The 16,116-nt window shown below is 70.6% G+C and carries 11 protein-coding genes and 1 pseudogene; 7 read left to right on the top strand and 5 right to left on the bottom strand.

Annotated features, from left to right (window positions below; translation table 11 throughout):
- Nucleotides 1-127 precede the first annotated feature (127 nt).
- Together pglW and OG505_RS08355 are read right to left on the bottom strand one after the other, a co-directional pair.
- On the bottom strand, nt 128-4,546 hold the full coding sequence (gene pglW / locus OG505_RS08360) for a BREX system serine/threonine kinase PglW (RefSeq protein WP_405432256.1): 4,419 nt from the start codon (nt 4,544-4,546) through the stop codon (nt 128-130).
- Nucleotides 4,547-4,692: 146 nt separating this feature from the next.
- Nucleotides 4,693-5,175, bottom strand: coding sequence for a MarR family winged helix-turn-helix transcriptional regulator (locus OG505_RS08355; RefSeq protein ID WP_405432254.1), 483 nt, complete (start codon nt 5,173-5,175; stop codon nt 4,693-4,695).
- A 91-nt stretch (nt 5,176-5,266) separates the two neighbouring features.
- On the opposite strand from OG505_RS08355, the gene OG505_RS08350 reads away from it, so the two are divergent.
- The 4 genes from OG505_RS08350 to OG505_RS08335 all read left to right on the top strand — a co-directional run bounded on the left by OG505_RS08350 (nt 5,267) and on the right by OG505_RS08335 (nt 8,656).
- On the top strand, nt 5,267-5,842 hold the full coding sequence (locus OG505_RS08350) for an NADPH-dependent F420 reductase (protein ID WP_405432253.1): 576 nt from the start codon (nt 5,267-5,269) through the stop codon (nt 5,840-5,842).
- Nucleotides 5,843-5,965: 123 nt separating this feature from the next.
- Nucleotides 5,966-6,868, top strand: a complete 903-nt coding sequence (locus OG505_RS08345; protein ID WP_405432251.1) for a dioxygenase — start codon at nt 5,966-5,968, stop codon at nt 6,866-6,868.
- A 262-nt stretch (nt 6,869-7,130) separates the two neighbouring features.
- Complete coding sequence (locus OG505_RS08340; protein ID WP_405432250.1) at nt 7,131-7,724, top strand: TetR/AcrR family transcriptional regulator; 594 nt, start codon at nt 7,131-7,133, stop codon at nt 7,722-7,724.
- 74 nt (nt 7,725-7,798) lie between these two features.
- A complete protein-coding gene (locus OG505_RS08335) occupies nt 7,799-8,656 on the top strand; it encodes an alpha/beta fold hydrolase (protein WP_405432248.1) in 858 nt (285 codons plus the stop codon).
- 14 nt (nt 8,657-8,670) lie between these two features.
- Here OG505_RS08335 and OG505_RS08330 read toward each other — a convergent pair.
- The 3 genes and pseudogenes from OG505_RS08330 to OG505_RS08320 all read right to left on the bottom strand — a co-directional run.
- Nucleotides 8,671-8,901: pseudogene (locus tag OG505_RS08330) on the bottom strand (ABC transporter ATP-binding protein); the annotation flags it as partial.
- Nucleotides 8,902-10,459: 1,558 nt separating this feature from the next.
- Nucleotides 10,460-12,694, bottom strand: a complete 2,235-nt coding sequence (locus OG505_RS08325) for an MMPL family transporter (RefSeq protein ID WP_405432246.1) — start codon at nt 12,692-12,694, stop codon at nt 10,460-10,462.
- Nucleotides 12,695-13,344: 650 nt separating this feature from the next.
- The gene (locus tag OG505_RS08320) at nt 13,345-13,668 is read right to left on the bottom strand and encodes a transposase family protein (protein WP_405432245.1); all 324 of its coding nucleotides are present in this window, start codon (nt 13,666-13,668) and stop codon (nt 13,345-13,347) included.
- Nucleotides 13,669-13,824: 156 nt separating this feature from the next.
- Between OG505_RS08320 and OG505_RS08315 the strand changes: the two genes are divergently transcribed.
- The 3 genes from OG505_RS08315 (at nt 13,825) to OG505_RS08305 (ending at nt 16,090) form a co-directional block, all read left to right on the top strand.
- Nucleotides 13,825-14,277, top strand: a complete 453-nt coding sequence (locus OG505_RS08315; protein ID WP_405432244.1) for a hypothetical protein — start codon at nt 13,825-13,827, stop codon at nt 14,275-14,277.
- Between the two features lie 98 nt (nt 14,278-14,375).
- The gene (locus OG505_RS08310; RefSeq protein WP_405432242.1) at nt 14,376-15,428 is read left to right on the top strand and encodes a sensor histidine kinase; all 1,053 of its coding nucleotides are present in this window, start codon (nt 14,376-14,378) and stop codon (nt 15,426-15,428) included.
- 2 nt (nt 15,429-15,430) lie between these two features.
- Nucleotides 15,431-16,090, top strand: a complete 660-nt coding sequence (locus tag OG505_RS08305; RefSeq protein ID WP_405432240.1) for a response regulator — start codon at nt 15,431-15,433, stop codon at nt 16,088-16,090.
- Nucleotides 16,091-16,116 lie beyond the last annotated feature (26 nt).

Genomic DNA, 16,116 nt, shown 5'->3' with positions numbered 1-16,116 from the left:
ATGGACGATCCGGTCCCGTGGATGAGACCGGATCAGGTGTGCGGGGGCATTCCTCGGTCAGGGAAAACTGGCCGAACAGACAACGCCAGGGCCCACCCGCCCTACCTGATGCACCCGGCCAGGGCGATCAGACGACGGCGCTGCGGTGGGCGTTGACCACCCAGGCGTCCGGCAGGGCGATCCACTCGTTGTCGCCCACCCGCACCACCGCACCGTCCAGTTTGGGCAGCAGCGCCGGGTCCTCCATCGGGCAGAGCAACCACACGCCCCCCGCCCCAGCCCGTGCCGCGTCGGCCAGCTCGTAGAGCCGGTCCATCGCCCGGTACCGCGCCAGCACCGCCGCGTCGTGCAGCAGCACCGGCCCGTCACCGACGCGCAACTCCGCCCGCAGCGAAGGCACGGTGAGCTGCCACGCCTGCTCGACGTACTCCCCCAGCTTGATCGCCGCCCGGGAACCCTCCTCGGCGATGTCCGCGCCGAGCACCGTCTCCCAGGTCGGCTTCGGCCGGGCGTCGACCAGCGCGTGCAGGTGGTCCAGGAAAAGCGCTGCCACGTTGACCGGCCGAGCGTCGAAGCGCCGGGCCAGTTCCTCCCGTGCCAGCCCGTACCGGGACAGTCGTACCGTCAACGCCCGGAACCCGCCGGCGGACCTCGCACCGGTCAGCCGCTCCTCGGCCCGCATCGCCGCCGCCAGCTCCGGCGACTCGGCCGTCCACCGGCTCGGCGCGGCGGTCACCGACGGCCGCCGCTGCAGGATCGACACCGACGACGAGGCGGCTCGCGGCGGCGGTGGCACGTACCTGTCGCGGTCCCAGCGCAGCTCGAAGCCGGCTTCGGCGAGCAGCCGGTCCAGCTCGGGATGTGGCGGCAGCGGATCCAGCTCCGGGAAGCGGGCGGTCACCCGGTCGGCGACCTGCGTCGGGGTGAGCCCGCGCCGCCCTTCGCTGGCGGGGGGCACCACGCCGGCCTGGGCCAGCCGCAGCGCCCGTACCGGATCCAGGTCGCGCGGGTAGAGCTCCAGCCGCGCGGTCGCGGCGGCCCGCTCCGAGGCCACCGCGGCGAGCAGCACCCGCCGCCGTTCGTCGATCGCGTCGGCCGCGCCGCCGGGCGCGGTGACCGCCGCGAGGGTACGCAGCACCGTCGCCGGGCTGGGCAGCACCTCGCTGGCGGCGAGCTTGTCGGCGGCCTTGCCGAGCGCGTCGGCGTAGTCGAGCAGGGCCGGCGCGGCCGGGGTGTCCGGCGCGTCGTCCTCGGCGGCCTCCAGCGCGACCAGCAGCCGGTCGCCGCGCGGGTGCGGCTTGCCATTGATGTCGGCGCGGGCGTGCCGGCGCAGCAGCAGGCGCGGCTCCTCGGCGAGCGCGTCGACCTCCACGGCGGCCCGCACCGCCGCGACCGCGACCGCGAGACGCAACGCATCCCCGGTACGCACCGAGCCGCGGCTGCTCAGCAGGGCCGCGGCCAGCTCGGCGACGCCCATCACCCGGCCGCCGTCGCGCAACAACTCGACGATCTGGGTACGCACGCTGCCGACCACCGGGATGTCGTCCCAGCGTTTGCGCTGCTTGCCGAGGATCTGCGCGATCCGGGCGGGAGTGACGCCGAGCGGCTTGGCCACCTGCGGGTGCTGCGGCCACAGTGGGAGGTCCGGCAGGGCGCCGGTGGCGTCGGGCAGGTGCAGCGCCAGCCGGGTGGCCTCGACGTCGTTGGGGTTGCGGCTGGCCGGGACGAGCAGGGTGGCGATCGCGTCCAGTCCGACGCGTACCAGATCGGGGTCGCCGTCCCCGGCGGCGGCCTCGGTGGCAATCTCCTCCGTCGCGGCCTTGCGGGCGGCGGGCGTGGTGGGAATGGTCTCCCGCTCCCCCAGCCGGCCACGCCACTCCTTCACCCGGCGCTGCAGCTCCTGGCGGGTCTTGGCGCCCAGGCCGGGCAGGTGGGCGAGCTTGTTGGCGACGGTGAGCAGCTCGGCGACGGTGGTGGCGTCGAGGCGGTGGGCGGCGGACACCGCGCGTGGGGTGAGCCCGGCGGCCTCCAGAGCGGTCGCGCGGGTCGCCTTGGTAGCGGCCTCGTCGCGGGCGGCCTCGGCCGCCTTCTCGTCCGGTTCGTCGGCCTCGATCTCGGGGTGGTCGGTGCCCACCGGGGCGCTCGCGTCGGAACGGCGGAACACCTGCTGCCATGCGTCGCGCAGGTCCTTGAGCGAGGCGAACCGCTGGCGGTGGTCGCGGTGCAGGGCGCGCTGGAGGAACTCGACCAGGCCGTCGCGAACCGCCGGGTCGAACGCCTCGACGGCGAGCACCGGCCGGCCCTCGGTCAGCTGCGGCTCGGTGCCGCCGTCACCCCAGACGGGCAGCTCACCGGAGGCCATCTCGTGCAGGGTGACCCCGAGCGCGTACCACTCGGCGTGCTTGTCGTAGACCTGCCGAGTAGCGGTGCCGAGGAACGGGTCGAGGTAACGCGGCGTGCCGGCGTTGATCTCCTTGACCGAGACCCCGGCCAGGGAGAAGTCGAAGAGCACCAGCTGCCGGGTGCGATTGGGGCGAATCCGGATGGCGATGTTGTCGGGCTTGATGTCGCGGTGGTAGACGCCCTCACCCTCGAGGTAGTCCAGCGCGCCGAACAGGTAGTCGCTGTAGGTCTCCAGCTCGTCGACGGTGAGCCGGCCGTCGTCGCGCAGCTTGCGGGCGAGGGTACGGTCACCGGCGTGCTCCAGCACCACGACGGTGCGGTTGCCGATCTGCAGCGGCTCGGGCCGGGCCAGCCGGATCACCCGGGAGTCGGTGAGCGGGCCCAGCACCCGGGCCTCGTGAGCCAGTCGAGCACCCTTCTCGTCGGAGAGCCCGACCTTGAGCACCTCCTCCCGCCGGGTGCGCTCGTTGAAGCCGAGGAACGCCCGGCAGGTCGAGCCGGTGCCGAGGCTGCGAACGATCTTCCACTCGCCGACCCGGTCGCCGCCGCGCGCTTCGAGAGGGTCGACCTGCTCGGGCTCCGGCTCCTCTGGGTGCACCGAGGCCGGCGGTGGGGCGGTCAGCTCGTCCTCGACGACCTGGAGCATTTCGACGAAGTCGGCGACCGTGGTGAGACGCTGGGTCGGCACCGGAGCGGTAGCGGCCTGGATCAGCTCATCGGCGAACTCGCTGATGCCGTCGGCGACCGCGGCGGCCCGCAGGCCGTTGTCCCGGGCCAGCCGGGCGAGCAGCTCCGGGCGCTTGGCCGCCGGCGGCTGGCCGGTCAGGATCAGGTATGCCAGCGCGCCAAGTCCGAAGACGTCCATCGCGACCGCGTCGGGCTTCGGAGCGGTCAGCTCGGGCGCGAGGTACGCCTCCGCCGAGCGCTCGATGTGCGAGGCCGCGTGCGAGGAGAGGGTGATCGGGTCACCACTGCTGCCGCCGCTGGTGTCTGCGCCGCGGGTCGCTGCCTGCCAGTCGCTGATCTGCAGCTGGGGCATCAGCCAGGCTTCGTCCTCGCTGCCACCTCTCCTGACGCGCCCCGGGCTGACCAGCACGCTGCGGGCCGACAGGGCTCGGTGGTGCAGCCGCCGGCGGTGCGCGTACGCCACGGTCTCGGCGAGCTGGCGGATCATCGCCAGCCGGCTCAGCGCGTCCAGGCGGTCACCGTACTGGGCCATGTAGTGGTCCAGGCGCACCGAGCGGGGGTCGTACCGGAAGATCAGCGCGGGGCCGGCCTCGTGCGACTCCATCGAGTCGACCTGCACGATGCCCGGGTGGTTGATGCCGTGCAATGCGAGCATCTCGCGCTTCGCGGCGCGTTCGATGCTGGCCCGCTCGGTCTGCACGGCGTTGCGTTCGACCAGGTAGATCCGCACCCGGCGGCGCTCCCGCTCCAGGTCGCGGTGCCGGGCCTGATGGTCCTGCCACGTCGGGCCGACGTCGAACGGACGGGTCTCCAGGTCCCACGCGCCGATCTGGTAGTGCCGGCGGCTACGGGCGATGCCAACAGCCTTGAGGAGCTCCGGTAGCGCCGCCGACATCTCCTTGGTGACCCGCTGGCGCTCGTCCTGTGGGGGCCGCTGCAGCAGCGAGCCGACCGTCGGCAGCGAGCCGGGCTGGTGGCCCGGTGCCGGCTCCGGGCCGAAGATGCCGTGCAGGTGGTGCTCGGAGAGGCCGACGTGCAGGCCAGGCTTCGACAGGAAGACCGCCGCCTGCACGAACGGGATCCTGACCGGCGGCCCCTTGCGCTGGGTCGCGGCGACCTGGAGCAGGGACTTGAGCTTCTTAGCCTTCATGTCCGCCAGGTGCAGCGGGTTGTCGAAGGTACGGGTGCCGCTCCCCGACGGTCCCTGCAGGATCCAGTTGGAGCCGCTGGAGATCAGTCGACCGTTCAGGCTCTTGACCTCGATGAGGTAGAGCCCACCCGGGGCGGCGACCAGCAGATCAACCTCGTACGGGTGCCCGGTCTGGGCCGTGAACGTGAAGTTCGACCAGGCGCGGTAGGGCTCGGTGTCCGGCAGTAACGCCTGCACGTGCGCCAGCGCCTCCCGCTCGTGCGCGAACTGCGACGGCGTGATCGTCGTCCACCGGCCCTCCTGCATTCCAGAGATCCTAGGGCCACGTGACCAGGCGGCCGTTGCCCGGCGCTCTCCCATCGGTCAGCCTCATCGGGTCAGCGGCCACGTTCGCCGTACGCCTGCGGCGCGCCACCTCAAGCAGGACGTCGTAGACGTGCGGCGGTGCGGCGCTAATACGGGGCGGTCATCACACCGCCGGGGTCCAGCCGGTCGAGGATCGCGTCGGTGATCCCGGCCAGCTGCGCAACCTGCTCCGGCGACAGCACCTCGAACACGTGGTGCTGGACGTTGGCGACATGCCCGGGCGCGGATGCCTCCACCTTCTGCCGGCCTGCCTCGGTCAGCCGGGCGTTGGTGGCCCGCCCGTCCTGCGGGCAGGGGAACCGCTCGACCAGGTCACGGTCCTCCAACCGCCGGACCGCGTGGGACAGCCGCGGTAAGGTGGCGTTAGTACGCGCGGCGAGGGCGGTCATCCGCAGCGTGCGCCCGGGTGCCTCCGACAGCATCGCGAGCACCATGTACTCGAAGTGGGTCAGCCCGGCGTCACGGCGCAGCTGCGAGTCCAAGGCGCCGGGGAGCAGTTCCATCACCGCGACCAGTTGCACCCATGTCGTCAACTGCTCGCTGGTCAACCACTGCTTGTGCTTCTCCACTCTCACACCCTACCCAAATAGTTGACAGCGCAAGTAAATCTGCTATGGTTTTACTTGAAGGTTCAACCATCTGTTTCGAGAGGAATTCCCCGTGGCACACATCTCCATCATCGGCGCCGGCAACATGGGCCAGGCCATCTCCAGCGTCGTCACCAAGAGCGGCAACACCGTCGAACTGCTCGGCAGGGCCGACACCGACCAGCCGGTCACCGGCGACATCGTCGTCCTCGCGATCCCCTACCCGGCCGTCGACCAGGTGCTCGCCGAACGTGGTGAGCAGCTCGCGGGCAAAATCGTGGTCGACATCACCAACCCGCTGAACTTCGAAACCTTCGACTCCCTCACCGTCCCCGCCGACAGCTCCGCCGCCGCCGAGATCGCCGCCAAGCTGCCGGGATCCCGGGTGCTCAAGGCGTTCAACACCAACTTCGCCGGCACGCTGGCCGCCGGCACCGCCGGCCCGTTGACCACGACCGTCCTGGTCGCCGGCGACGACGCTGACGCCAAGTCCACCCTCATCGGTGTGATCAGCGCGGCCGGCCTGAAGGCCCTCGACGCCGGCGCGCTCAAGCGGGCCCGGGAGTTGGAGGCCCTCGGCTTCCTGCAGATCGGCCTTGCCTCGAACGAGAAGGTCTCCTGGACCGGCGGCTTCGGCATCGTGGCCTGACCCGCCCGGACGCCATCTGGCCGCGTTGGCCCACTGGCGCCGGCAGTCAGGACAGGGGTCAGGCCCGTGACGCCATCACCCACCAGGTCTCGACCACACCGCACAATCTCCGAGGAGACACTGATGGCCAACCACGCCGCCGGCACCACCGCGGCCGCCGACAAGCTCATCCCCGCCCAGCACCCGTTCACCACGCACCTGCAGCGGGCCGCCACCGTCGAGGCCGCTCAACGGCACCGGCGGTGGACACCGGCCGACGGGCCGCTACCCGCGCTCTACCTCAGCCACGGCGCCCCGATGCTGTTCGAGATGACCGACTGGATGACCCAGCTGCACACCTGGGCTCGGGCTCTGCCCAAACCGCGGGCGATCCTGATCGTCTCCGCGCACTGGGAGTCCGCGCCGCTGAGCATCACCAGCACCCGGCCGGTCGATCTGGTCTACGACTTCGGCGGCTTCCACCCGATGTACTACCGGATGCGCTACGACACTCCACCCGCGGTGGACCTCGCCCAGCAGGTCGTCGCGCTGATGCCGGACACCGAGAAAGTCCACGAGCACCACAACCGCGGTCTGGACCACGGCGCCTGGGTGCCGCTGAAGATCATGTACCCAGACGCGGACATCCCGGTATTGCAGCTGAGCATGCCCACCCATGACCCGGACCGGCTGATGGCGCTGGGCCGACGGCTCAGGACGCTGCGGGAGTCCGGAGTGCTGGTGATCGGGTCGGGCTACATGACCCACGGGCTGCCGTTCATCGACTGGCAGAACCTCGACAAGGTGCCCGGCTGGTCGTCTGACTTTGACCACTGGGCTGCCGGGGCGCTGGCCCGCGGTGACGTTGACGAGCTCGCCGGGTTCCGATCCAATGCCCCGGGCATGCCCTACGCCCACCCCACCGTCGAGCACTTCACCCCGCTGTTCGTCACCCTCGGCGCCGCCACCGACCCCACCGCAGCACCGACCACGATCATTGACGGCTACTCTCTCGGCCTGGCCAAGCGGTCCCTCGAGGCCGTCTGACCCCGGCCGCCTCGCGCGGGGCGGCCGGCCGCCCCGGCCGACATCGCGGAGTTGGCCCTTTTCCTGAGCCGCCCGCACGGCCGGTTCGGACCGACGACGAGGTCCTCGCGTCGGACGTGCGCGGTGCGCCGCATGGAGCCTTCAACCTCCTGGCGGCCCTGGCCGTGCGGGCGGGGCTCACCGTCGACACGGAGGAACGGGGCGGGAGGTGTTGGGTGCGCCAGCCTTGCCAAATCCGTACGACCGTGCTTTTGTGTTTCCCATGGGCAAGGGGGACGAGACGCGACTCGCGGTGCTCGACCAGGCGGTCGAGGTCGCGCGCCGGGTCGGTTTGAGTGGGCTGACCATCGGCTCACTCGCGGAGCAGACGCAGCTCTCCAAGAGCGGGCTGTTCGGGCACTTCCGCTCCAAGGAGGCGCTTCAGCTCCAGGTCCTCGAGCATGCCCGCGCCGGGTTCGAGGACGCCGTGGCCCGGCCGGCCCTACGCGCCGCTCGTGGCGAGCCGAGGGTGCGCGAGCTGCTGGACCGGTGGCTGGAGTGGGACGCCCGACCCGGTGGCTGCCCGTTCGTGGCGGCCGCGACCGATTTCGACGACCAGCCCGGTGCGGTGCGCGACCGGCTGGTCCACGATCAACGCGACATGTTCGACATGATCGCGACGATCTTCCGCGGCGGCGTCAGCGATGGCCAGTTCCGCGTCGACGCCGACCCGGAGCAGTTCGCTCAGGACTTCTACGGCGTGATCCTCGCCTGTCACCACGCGCTCCGGCTGCTCGGCGACGAGCGGGCGGAGAGCCGGGCCCGACGCGCCGTCGAGGCGTTGCTGGTCGCAGCCCGCACGACACCATCCCCCTGAACAGACCCCGCACGACCCATCTCCCCCGAACGGAAGAGGTATCACCAGTGGTCTCCGTGGCTCCGCAGAAAAGCATGACCGTTCGTCTTTTTTCCGCGCCGACGCCGGTCCGTGCCAGCTTCCGGGTGCTGGAGCACGCCGCACCGGCGATCGGTGCCCGGTGGGCCGAGCGGATCTGGTTCACCCTGCCCCGTCCGCGCGACACTCCGGCAACCCGACCTGGCCTACCCGCACCGGGCGACCCCTTCGCCGTCGAAGTGGACGGGCACCAGGTGGTCGGGGAGGCGTGGGGTGCGGGACCTGTCGTCTACCTGATGCACGGATGGGCCGGCCGGTGGGAGCACCTCGCCCCGTTCGTGCCGCCGCTGGTCGCCGCCGGCCACCGGGTCGTGGCCTTCGACGCACCCAGCCACGGCCGATCGGCCCCGGGCCGGTACGGGGCGCGCTCGTCGTCCATTCCCGAGTTCGTGGCGGCGCTGGCCGGGGTCGTCGCCCGACACGGGCCGGCGCACGCCGTCATCGCACACTCCATGGGTGCCACCGCGGCGGCGGTCGCGCTCTGCGACGGCCTGCCCGTCGGCCGGGTCGCCCTGCTCGCCCCGATGGCCAGCCCCGCGTCGTACGCGCGGCAGTTCGCGGCCGTACTCGGTCTCGGTGAACGCACCCACCGGCGGCTCGTCGCCCGCATCGAGCGGCGGGTGGGCGCACCGATGCACCACTTCGACGTGCCCCTGCTCGGCCGGGGGGCCACCGTGCCGCCGGCCCTGATCGTCCACGACCGCGACGATGCGTCCACCCCGGTCGCGGACGGCGAGGCCATCGCGGCGGCCTGGACCGGCGCCCGGTTGCACGTCACCTCCGGCCTCGGACACCGGCGCCTGCTGCGCGATCCCGCCGTGGTGGCCGAGGTGGTCGACTTCGTCCGCCGCTGAGTGCCGAACCCGGCTCAGGCGGCGAGGGTCGCGTAGCGGCCGTTGCGGTGCAGCAGGCTGTCGTGGGTGCCGGCCTCGACGATTCGGCCGTGGTCGAGCACCGCGATCTGGTCGGCGTCGCGGACCGTGGACAGGCGGTGGGCGATGGTGACCGTGGTGCGCCCCTGCGCGAGCACGTCGAACGCTCGCTGCACGGCTCGTTCGGTCTCGGTGTCCAGCGCGCTGGTGGCCTCGTCGAGGACCAGGTCGCGCAGCACGGCGTCACGGCGCGGTTGACCGGCCGCGAGCTGCGGGTAGCGGCGAGCGATCCGGTCGACCAGCCAGTCGTGGAAGCCCTCCCGGTCGGGATCCCAGTAGCCGGCCGGGACCAACACCGGTACGGGTGTGTCCGGTTCGCGGTGCACGGGCAACTCCCGGGCCATCCGCAGCGCGAGGATCGACTTGCCGGAGCCGGCCGGGCCCAACAGCAACAGCCGCCCAGAGGGTACGTCCGGTAGCAGCTCCACAGTGACTCGTCGCCGCCGGCGAGGTCCACCGGGGCGGCGGCGCTGGATCGGCCGATGGCCCGCCAGGAGGGGAGGAACCGATCGGGAACGGTGCGCCACCGCACCGGCAGCGGATACGGCTCGTCGACGGTACGCAACAGCGCCTCGTCCGTCGGGACGCGACGGATCAGCCCCACCAGTTCGTCGGCGGCAGCGCGCCGGTGGGCAGCGGCCTCGGCAAGACCGGCCGTGTCGGTGCGGAAGACCTGATCCAGCAGGACGTAGACGGCGGTGACGACGCCCCAGGTCCAGTTGACCTTCTCGAAGTCGTACCGCAGCCACACCCACGCCGTGCCGCCGACCGCCAGCGCGGCAACGACGCTCAGCGATCCCCACTTCCACCCGCGACGCCGCACCGCACGATTGTCATCGACCAGGGCCCGCCAGGACACCCCGCCCGCTTCGTACAACGAGAATCACGTGATCCTGGTTTGACGTCCGCGCTGCCGCCACCCACGACGAGCAGTTCGGAAACGACAATCGAGATTGCTCTATCCCCATGGCGGACTGCACTATCCATATAGGTGCGGATGCCGGAAGCACGTTGTCCTAAAACTGGTTCGGCATGCGGAACTGGTTGTGCAGAGGTGCGGCAAAACTGCAGCTCGTCCGCGAGGCGCACCGCCGTTATCTCCATTGACCGGCCCGGGTAGGAATGGCAGCAGGCTCCGGCGAGAATGTGACGCGCTGCGGCGGCAAAGAGAGCCTGGCCCGTCCGGTCCCATACAGAGCAGGATCGAGTGCCCCGTTCCCGGACAGTCGTATTTCGGCGGACACGCCGAACCCGTAACCACGGAACTCGTTGATCATCGAGTTTATGTCCAGAGTGTAGAACCGGACATGGTCGACAGTGAGGTTCTGGAACGAGCTCATGGTCGGATTTCCCCCTCGGCCGGAGACGGCCGGACGCGGCCGGTGAATCGATGCGTGACCGACCCGCCGTTCCACGTTGAACGGCTGCCGACACTGGCATTACGAATTCGGACGCCGGACCGCGGAGGAATGGAAATGCGGCTATTCAGCGCCGCTTTCCCCACGACCAGGCATGTTCTGAAGGATGTGCCGCGCCAATACAGGGCACCTCACAAACCGCGTAAGCGCACCCCACCTTGCAACACGGTGATCGGCCCGAACAGTCGCCAATCAGCGGCATGTCAAACCGGCGATATCACATTGGCCTTTCTCGCCTTCGGGGCCAACCATAGACACAGAATCCCGGCGTCGACAAGGGGGGCTCCCCAGGGTCGGGAGCCCCGGGTCAGCCGCCCCCGTGGCGGCGCACCGCGTCTGCCGGCGCCCGATTCTCGACGGTCTGCGGCACCGCCGGCGGCACTGGCGGCAGGGTGCGCTCGCGCAGGCCGAACCGCTCGTGCAGCCGACGCAGCGGCCGCGGCGCCCACCAGTTGGCGCCGCCCAGCAGCGTCATCGTCGCGGGCACCAGCAGGCAACGCACGATCGTGGCGTCGATCAGCACCGACAGGGTCAGGCCCAGGCCGAGTTGCTGCACACTGCCAGTGCGCCCACTCGCGAAGCACACGAACACGATGACCATCAGTAGCGCGGCCGAGGTGATGATCCGGCCGGTCTGCTGCAGCCCACGGCGCACGGCGGTGTCACTGTCGTGCCCAGCGTCCACGTACTCCTTGATTCGGCCGAGCAGGAACACCTCGTAGTCCATCGACAGGCCGAAGGCGAACGCCACCACGATGACGATGACGAACGGGTCGAGACCGCCCACCACCAGCATGTTCAACGGTCCGGCCAGGTACCCGTGCTCGAAGACCGCCACCATGACGCCGAAGGTGGCGCCCAGCGAGACCGCGTTTGCGAGCACCGCCTTGATCGGCACACTCACCGACCCGGTCATCGCGAACAGCAGGACGAGCATGGCCAGCACCGTGATGGCTATGCCGAGCGGGAGCGCCTTGCGGATCACCGACAGCGTGTCGACCAGCACCGCGGTGTCCCCGATGACCCACGACTGGCCGCCGTCCGGTCGGTCGGCCCGCAGCCGGTGCACCAGGCCCTGGGCCTCGGCACTCTGCGGCTCGCCCTTCACCTCGAACTGGACGCTGGCCAGTGTGTCGCTGAGGGGCTGGGCGACGCCGACCGCGGCGACGGCCGGATCCGCGGCCCAGCCGGTCGCCCATCGCTGCAGGTCGGCGGCGTCACCCGTGGCCACTACCCGCACGGCGGGTCGTTGCGCGACGTTGAAGCGGTCCTGCAGCGCGGTGGCGACCTGCTTGGCCTCGATGCTGTCCGGCAGGTTTTCGAGCTGCGGGAACTTGATCACCGCACCGAGCAGGGGCGAGCCGGCGAGCAGCAGCAACGCAACGGTCAGCGCCGCCACTACACCGGCACGCCGCTGTACCAACCGGGACAGCACGGCGAAGAACCCGCGTTCGTCGGACGCCTCACCGGCCGCTACTTGGCGCTGCCTGTGGCGCGACGGCTTGATCCACCGGCCGACCAGCCCCAGCAGGGCAGCGGTGAACGTCAGCGCCGTCAGCATGGCGACGACCGCGATCGAGATGCCGGCGGCGGCGAGCGCACGCAACTGGGTCACCTCGAACGCGAGCAGCCCGGTCAGCGCTCCGGCGACGGTCAGCGCGCTGAACATGATGGTCCGCCCGGCGGTGGCCCAGGCGCGCGAGACCGCGACCTCCACCGACACCCCGGACAACAGTTCCTCACGGACTCGCGCCACCAGCAGCAGCCCGTAGTCGATGGAGAGGCCCAGGCCGAGCAGGGTGGTCACCGTGACCACGTTCTGGTCGAGGTCGACGAAGGTGCTGAACCCGAGCAGGAGCAGCATCGACCCGGCCATCGAGACCACTGCGGCGAGCACCGGCATTGACGCGGCGACGATGCCGCCGAAGACCACGATCAGCACCAGCAGGGTGATCGGCAGCGAGATGAGCTCGGCCCGCTGCACGTCGGACTGGACGGCCCGGTTCGTCTCCCGGTTGAGCGCGGCGTTGCCGCCTACCTTGACGACGGCCGACTGCTGACCGGCAGCGCGCAACTCCTCCTCGACACTGTGCAATTGCACAGTCAGGTCGTCGATCGCGGCGCTCTTCGCCGCCGGATCGGCGGATTTCAGGACGATCGTCACGATCAGCGCCCGCCGGTCGGCGGCGATCTGGCGGGCGGCCTGCGGCGTCTGGGCGTACGGCGAGTCCACCCGCAGCACCGCCGGGTCCTGCCCGAGGTCGCCCACCAGGCGGTTCACCACGTCACGCACCCCGGCGGACGGGACGTCGACACCGTCGATCAGGGCGAGGACCTGGCCGCCATCAGCCGCGCCGACGGCGATCCGCCGCAACCCCTCGGCCGACTCGGTCGAGCCGGAGGCGGTGGCGTCGGCGAGCCGGCTGAACACCGGCCCGGAAGCCAGGGCACCACCCAGCACCGCCACGAGCCACAGGCTCACCACCAGCCAGCGATGCCGGAAACACCAATGCCCCACCGCCGCCACGAAGCCGGATGCCATGCGCGCGATCCCCTCCTTTTCACAAGTCCTGCGGTGCCGCGGGCACAGATTCATTCACGACCGCAATCACCCCCGGACCGGCTTGCGCCGCCACAGTACCGCAGCCCACATCGGAAATGTCGGACTCCTATCGGTACGCATTTTGCGTTTCCCGGTCGACATGGAGGCCGATCCACAAAATCGATGACCGTGGCTGATCTGGTCGAGGTTTCCGCGCTGACGCGGCGCGGATCGCGCAGGTCAGCCCGGGGCCCGGGGGTCAAGGACAGCACCCAGACCGGTGCAGGGCAGACGGCTTCGGGGTGACGTCGCCGCCGCTGGTCTCGATGAGAACCCGACACGCCGCGCCGCACGCGGTCGCCTACTGGGCGCCGGGCTCGGTGCGCCCTGACTCCACAAGCAGCGCGGCAGCCACCATCTGATCCCCGCAATGACCAGCGACTATCAGCAATACGGCGGCCCGGCGAGCTTGGACGTGCGGACGCCGCATGCACAAAGCGACCCTCCACGTGTGACATACGTCATTGACAGACGGCGATCAGACTAGACAATTCTGCGCCCGATCGGCTAGTCCTCGGCAATCCGGAAATAGGCCCGAAATCAACTGCGAGGCTCTTGCGGCAATCATCTGGCGCTATATTGAGGTGATCTCAGCGACTTTCCGGTAGGTATTTGTACTCGAAGTGGGTTAGGTGTAGCGCGGCGGCGACGATGTCACCGATGCGGCGTGGGCTGATTGTCGTGTGGCGTAGGGTTTTCCAGCGTCCGATCAGGATGGCGAAGCCGCGTTCTCCTTGCCAGCGCAGGCCGCGTAGCAGTCGGTTGTAGGCGCGGTTGTCGGGTGCGAGCCGGCTACCGTCGGCGGGTTGCTTGATCGGGGTTTTGATGCCGTGGCCTGCGCTTTTGTAGCCGGAGTCCAGGCTCCGGCCACCGTCGGCGAGACGCCACGACAGCTCACCGTCGATTCCGGACAATCGGCCACCATCGGCGCGTGTGACTGCGACCGGTGCGAAGTGGACCTTCGTATCAAAGTCGACGGGGTCACGTCATTCGACGCACGGATCTCTGCGACCCCGGATTTCTGGACGCTGAGTAATCTCAGCTCCGTCGCATCGATAACCGTCATGAACATGGACGACTGGTATCAGTACGTGCTGGTCGAGCCGCGGCGGATGTCCATGCCCGTGCCGTTCGAGGTGGCGCAGATCGAGCTGACGGCGCTGCCGGACGGGCCGAAACTGGCCGTCTTCGGTCACGAACCGCAGTACTACGCGGCGCAGGTCCGCCCGCCGACCACCTGCGCGACTACGACCCGGCGCCCACTGCTGGACCGGGAGGCCACTTACTACACCGTGCTCAAGGAGCTCAGCAAGGATCGGCTGAACGGCATCATGGAGACCAGCCTGCCAACGTCTGCCGAGATCGCCGAACGGCTCAGCCCCACCCACGGCAGCATGACCAGCCGGGCCGTCGACGCGCACATCAAGTATGTGAGCGACAAGCTGCGCCTGCCCAAGGGCGCCAACCGGGACGCCCTGGTCGCGTTCGCGATCCGGTCCAGCCTGGTGAGTCTGCACCCCTGACGTCACAGTCCGCCGAGTACGGTGTGGTGGTGCAACGGCGCTCCCCAACCGGCCGTGCAGGACCCCGATGGCCACTGGCCGACGGTGCGGCAGCCCTGGTGGTGATCGCGGTGTTCTGGCTGTCCCCCCTGGTCGCGGCGGGCACCTGGCCGCGAGCCGCCCTCGGCGCCGCACTGGCGCTGGTCACCGCCGCGTGCGTGCTGCTCCGGCAGCGGTTTCCTGCGGCGGTGACCGCGGGAGCGGGAGTGGCCACCGTCGCCGGCGGCCTGCTCGGCGTCTGTGCGGACCCGATGCTCGCCACCGCCTGGTGCCTCTACGCCCTGGCGCGCAAGCGGTCCGTGCGAATCCGTAACAGCGCCGTAGCCCTGGTCTGTCTGTTCGCCCTGCTGCTGGCGGTGACCGGGGTGGACACCGGCAGTCCGGACCAGCCCGGCAGCCGGGTGGTGCTCGCCGCCGCCGCGCTGACCGCCGCCTGGCTGCTCGGCACGGCGGTCGGCCGAGAGATGGAGTCCGCGCGGGAGGCCGAGCGCGCCCGGGTACAGCTGGACGTGGCGCGGGAGGTGCACGACGTGGTCGGCCACGCCCTCGGGGTGGTCTCCGCGCAGGCCAGTGTCACCCGCAGCCTGCCCGACGCCGACGAACGGGAACTGCGCGGCACGCTGGGGGACATCGAGACCCACGCCCGGGAGGCCCTGCACGAGATACAGGCCCTGGTGCGGGGCCTGCGGAATCCCGGGACCATCCAGGGCGGGCCCGGCCCGACCGGTCGCGTCCCGAGCATCGCCGAACTCTCGCCGATGATCGACGACGCCCGTGCGGCCGGGCTCACCATCGACGCCCACCTCGACGTCGTCCCGGAGGCGGGCGACGGCACCCGGTTGGTGGTGTTCCGCATCGTCCAGGAGGCCCTGAACAACGTGATCCGTCATGCCCCCGGCGCCCGATGCTCGGTCCGGGTCAGCCACGCCGACGAGGAGATCCAGGTGTGGGTCCGCGACCACGGCTCGTCCATCCCCGGCGCGGGCACCGGGTCCGGGCTCGGGCTGCAGGGTATGCGTGAGCGTGCGGCGCTGGCGGGTGGGACCGCGTCCTGGCGGCGGCCACCGGGCGGTGGGTTCGAGGTCAGTGCCCGGCTGCCGGTGGCGGGGTAACGATGACGGCCGAGGTCACCGTCTTCCTCGCCGACGACGACGCGGGGTTCCGGCAGGCGTACCGGAGGCTGTTCGACCGTACCGACGGCTTCCGGGTCGCCGGGGAAACCGGCGACGGCGCCGAGGCGGCCCGGCTGATCGCGGCCCGGCGGCCGGCCGTGGCGCTGCTCGACGTACAGATGCCGGGAATGGACGGTCTCGAGGTGGCGCGGGGCGTCCTGGCCACCACGTCCACGAAGGTGATCATGCTGACCACCTTCGACCTGGACGAGTACGTGCACACGGCGCTGTCGCTGGGCGCCTCTGGGTTCCTGCTGAAGAACGCGGCACCGCAGGAGGTGCTGCAGGCGGTGCGGACGGTGCACGCCGGTCACGCCATGCTCGCGCCGGAGGTGACCGGGCGGCTGCTGGAACGACTGGCCCCGCCGCCGCCGGAACGCGCCCACGCCTTCGCTGGGCAGGTGCTCTCCGAACGTGAGCTGCAGGTGGTCCGTTTCGTGGCGCGCGGCTACTCCAACCAGCAGATCGCTGACGAGCTGTTCCTGAGCCTGGAGACGGTGCGGACCTACCTGCGGCGGATGTTCGCCAAGCTGGGCGTCAACGACCGGACCCACCTGGCCGTGCTCGCCTACGAGGCGGGCCTGCTGCGCGATTCGCGGTAGGTGTCTACTTCCGGGTGACGCGGGCG

The organism is Micromonospora sp. NBC_00617, from assembly GCF_045161355.1.
Lineage (GTDB): Bacteria > Actinomycetota > Actinomycetes > Mycobacteriales > Micromonosporaceae > Micromonospora.
Note: the sequence above shows the minus strand (reverse complement) of the source record. Positions and strands in the feature narration are given on the sequence as shown.

Bases quoted from the DNA above. Each gene is read 5' to 3' on its own strand.
- pglW (WP_405432256.1), bottom strand. From the start codon at position 4,546: ATGCAGGAGGGCCGGTGGACGACGATCACGCCGTCGCAGTTCGCGCAC.
- OG505_RS08340 (WP_405432250.1), top strand. From the start codon at position 7,131: ATGGGCAAGGGGGACGAGACGCGACTCGCGGTGCTCGACCAGGCGGTC.
- OG505_RS08325 (WP_405432246.1), bottom strand. From the start codon at position 12,694: ATGGCATCCGGCTTCGTGGCGGCGGTGGGGCATTGGTGTTTCCGGCAT.
- OG505_RS08345 (WP_405432251.1), top strand. From the start codon at position 5,966: ATGGCCAACCACGCCGCCGGCACCACCGCGGCCGCCGACAAGCTCATC.
- OG505_RS08315 (WP_405432244.1), top strand. From the start codon at position 13,825: ATGGACGACTGGTATCAGTACGTGCTGGTCGAGCCGCGGCGGATGTCC.
- OG505_RS08305 (WP_405432240.1), top strand. From the start codon at position 15,431: ATGACGGCCGAGGTCACCGTCTTCCTCGCCGACGACGACGCGGGGTTC.
- OG505_RS08335 (WP_405432248.1), top strand. From the start codon at position 7,799: ATGACCGTTCGTCTTTTTTCCGCGCCGACGCCGGTCCGTGCCAGCTTC.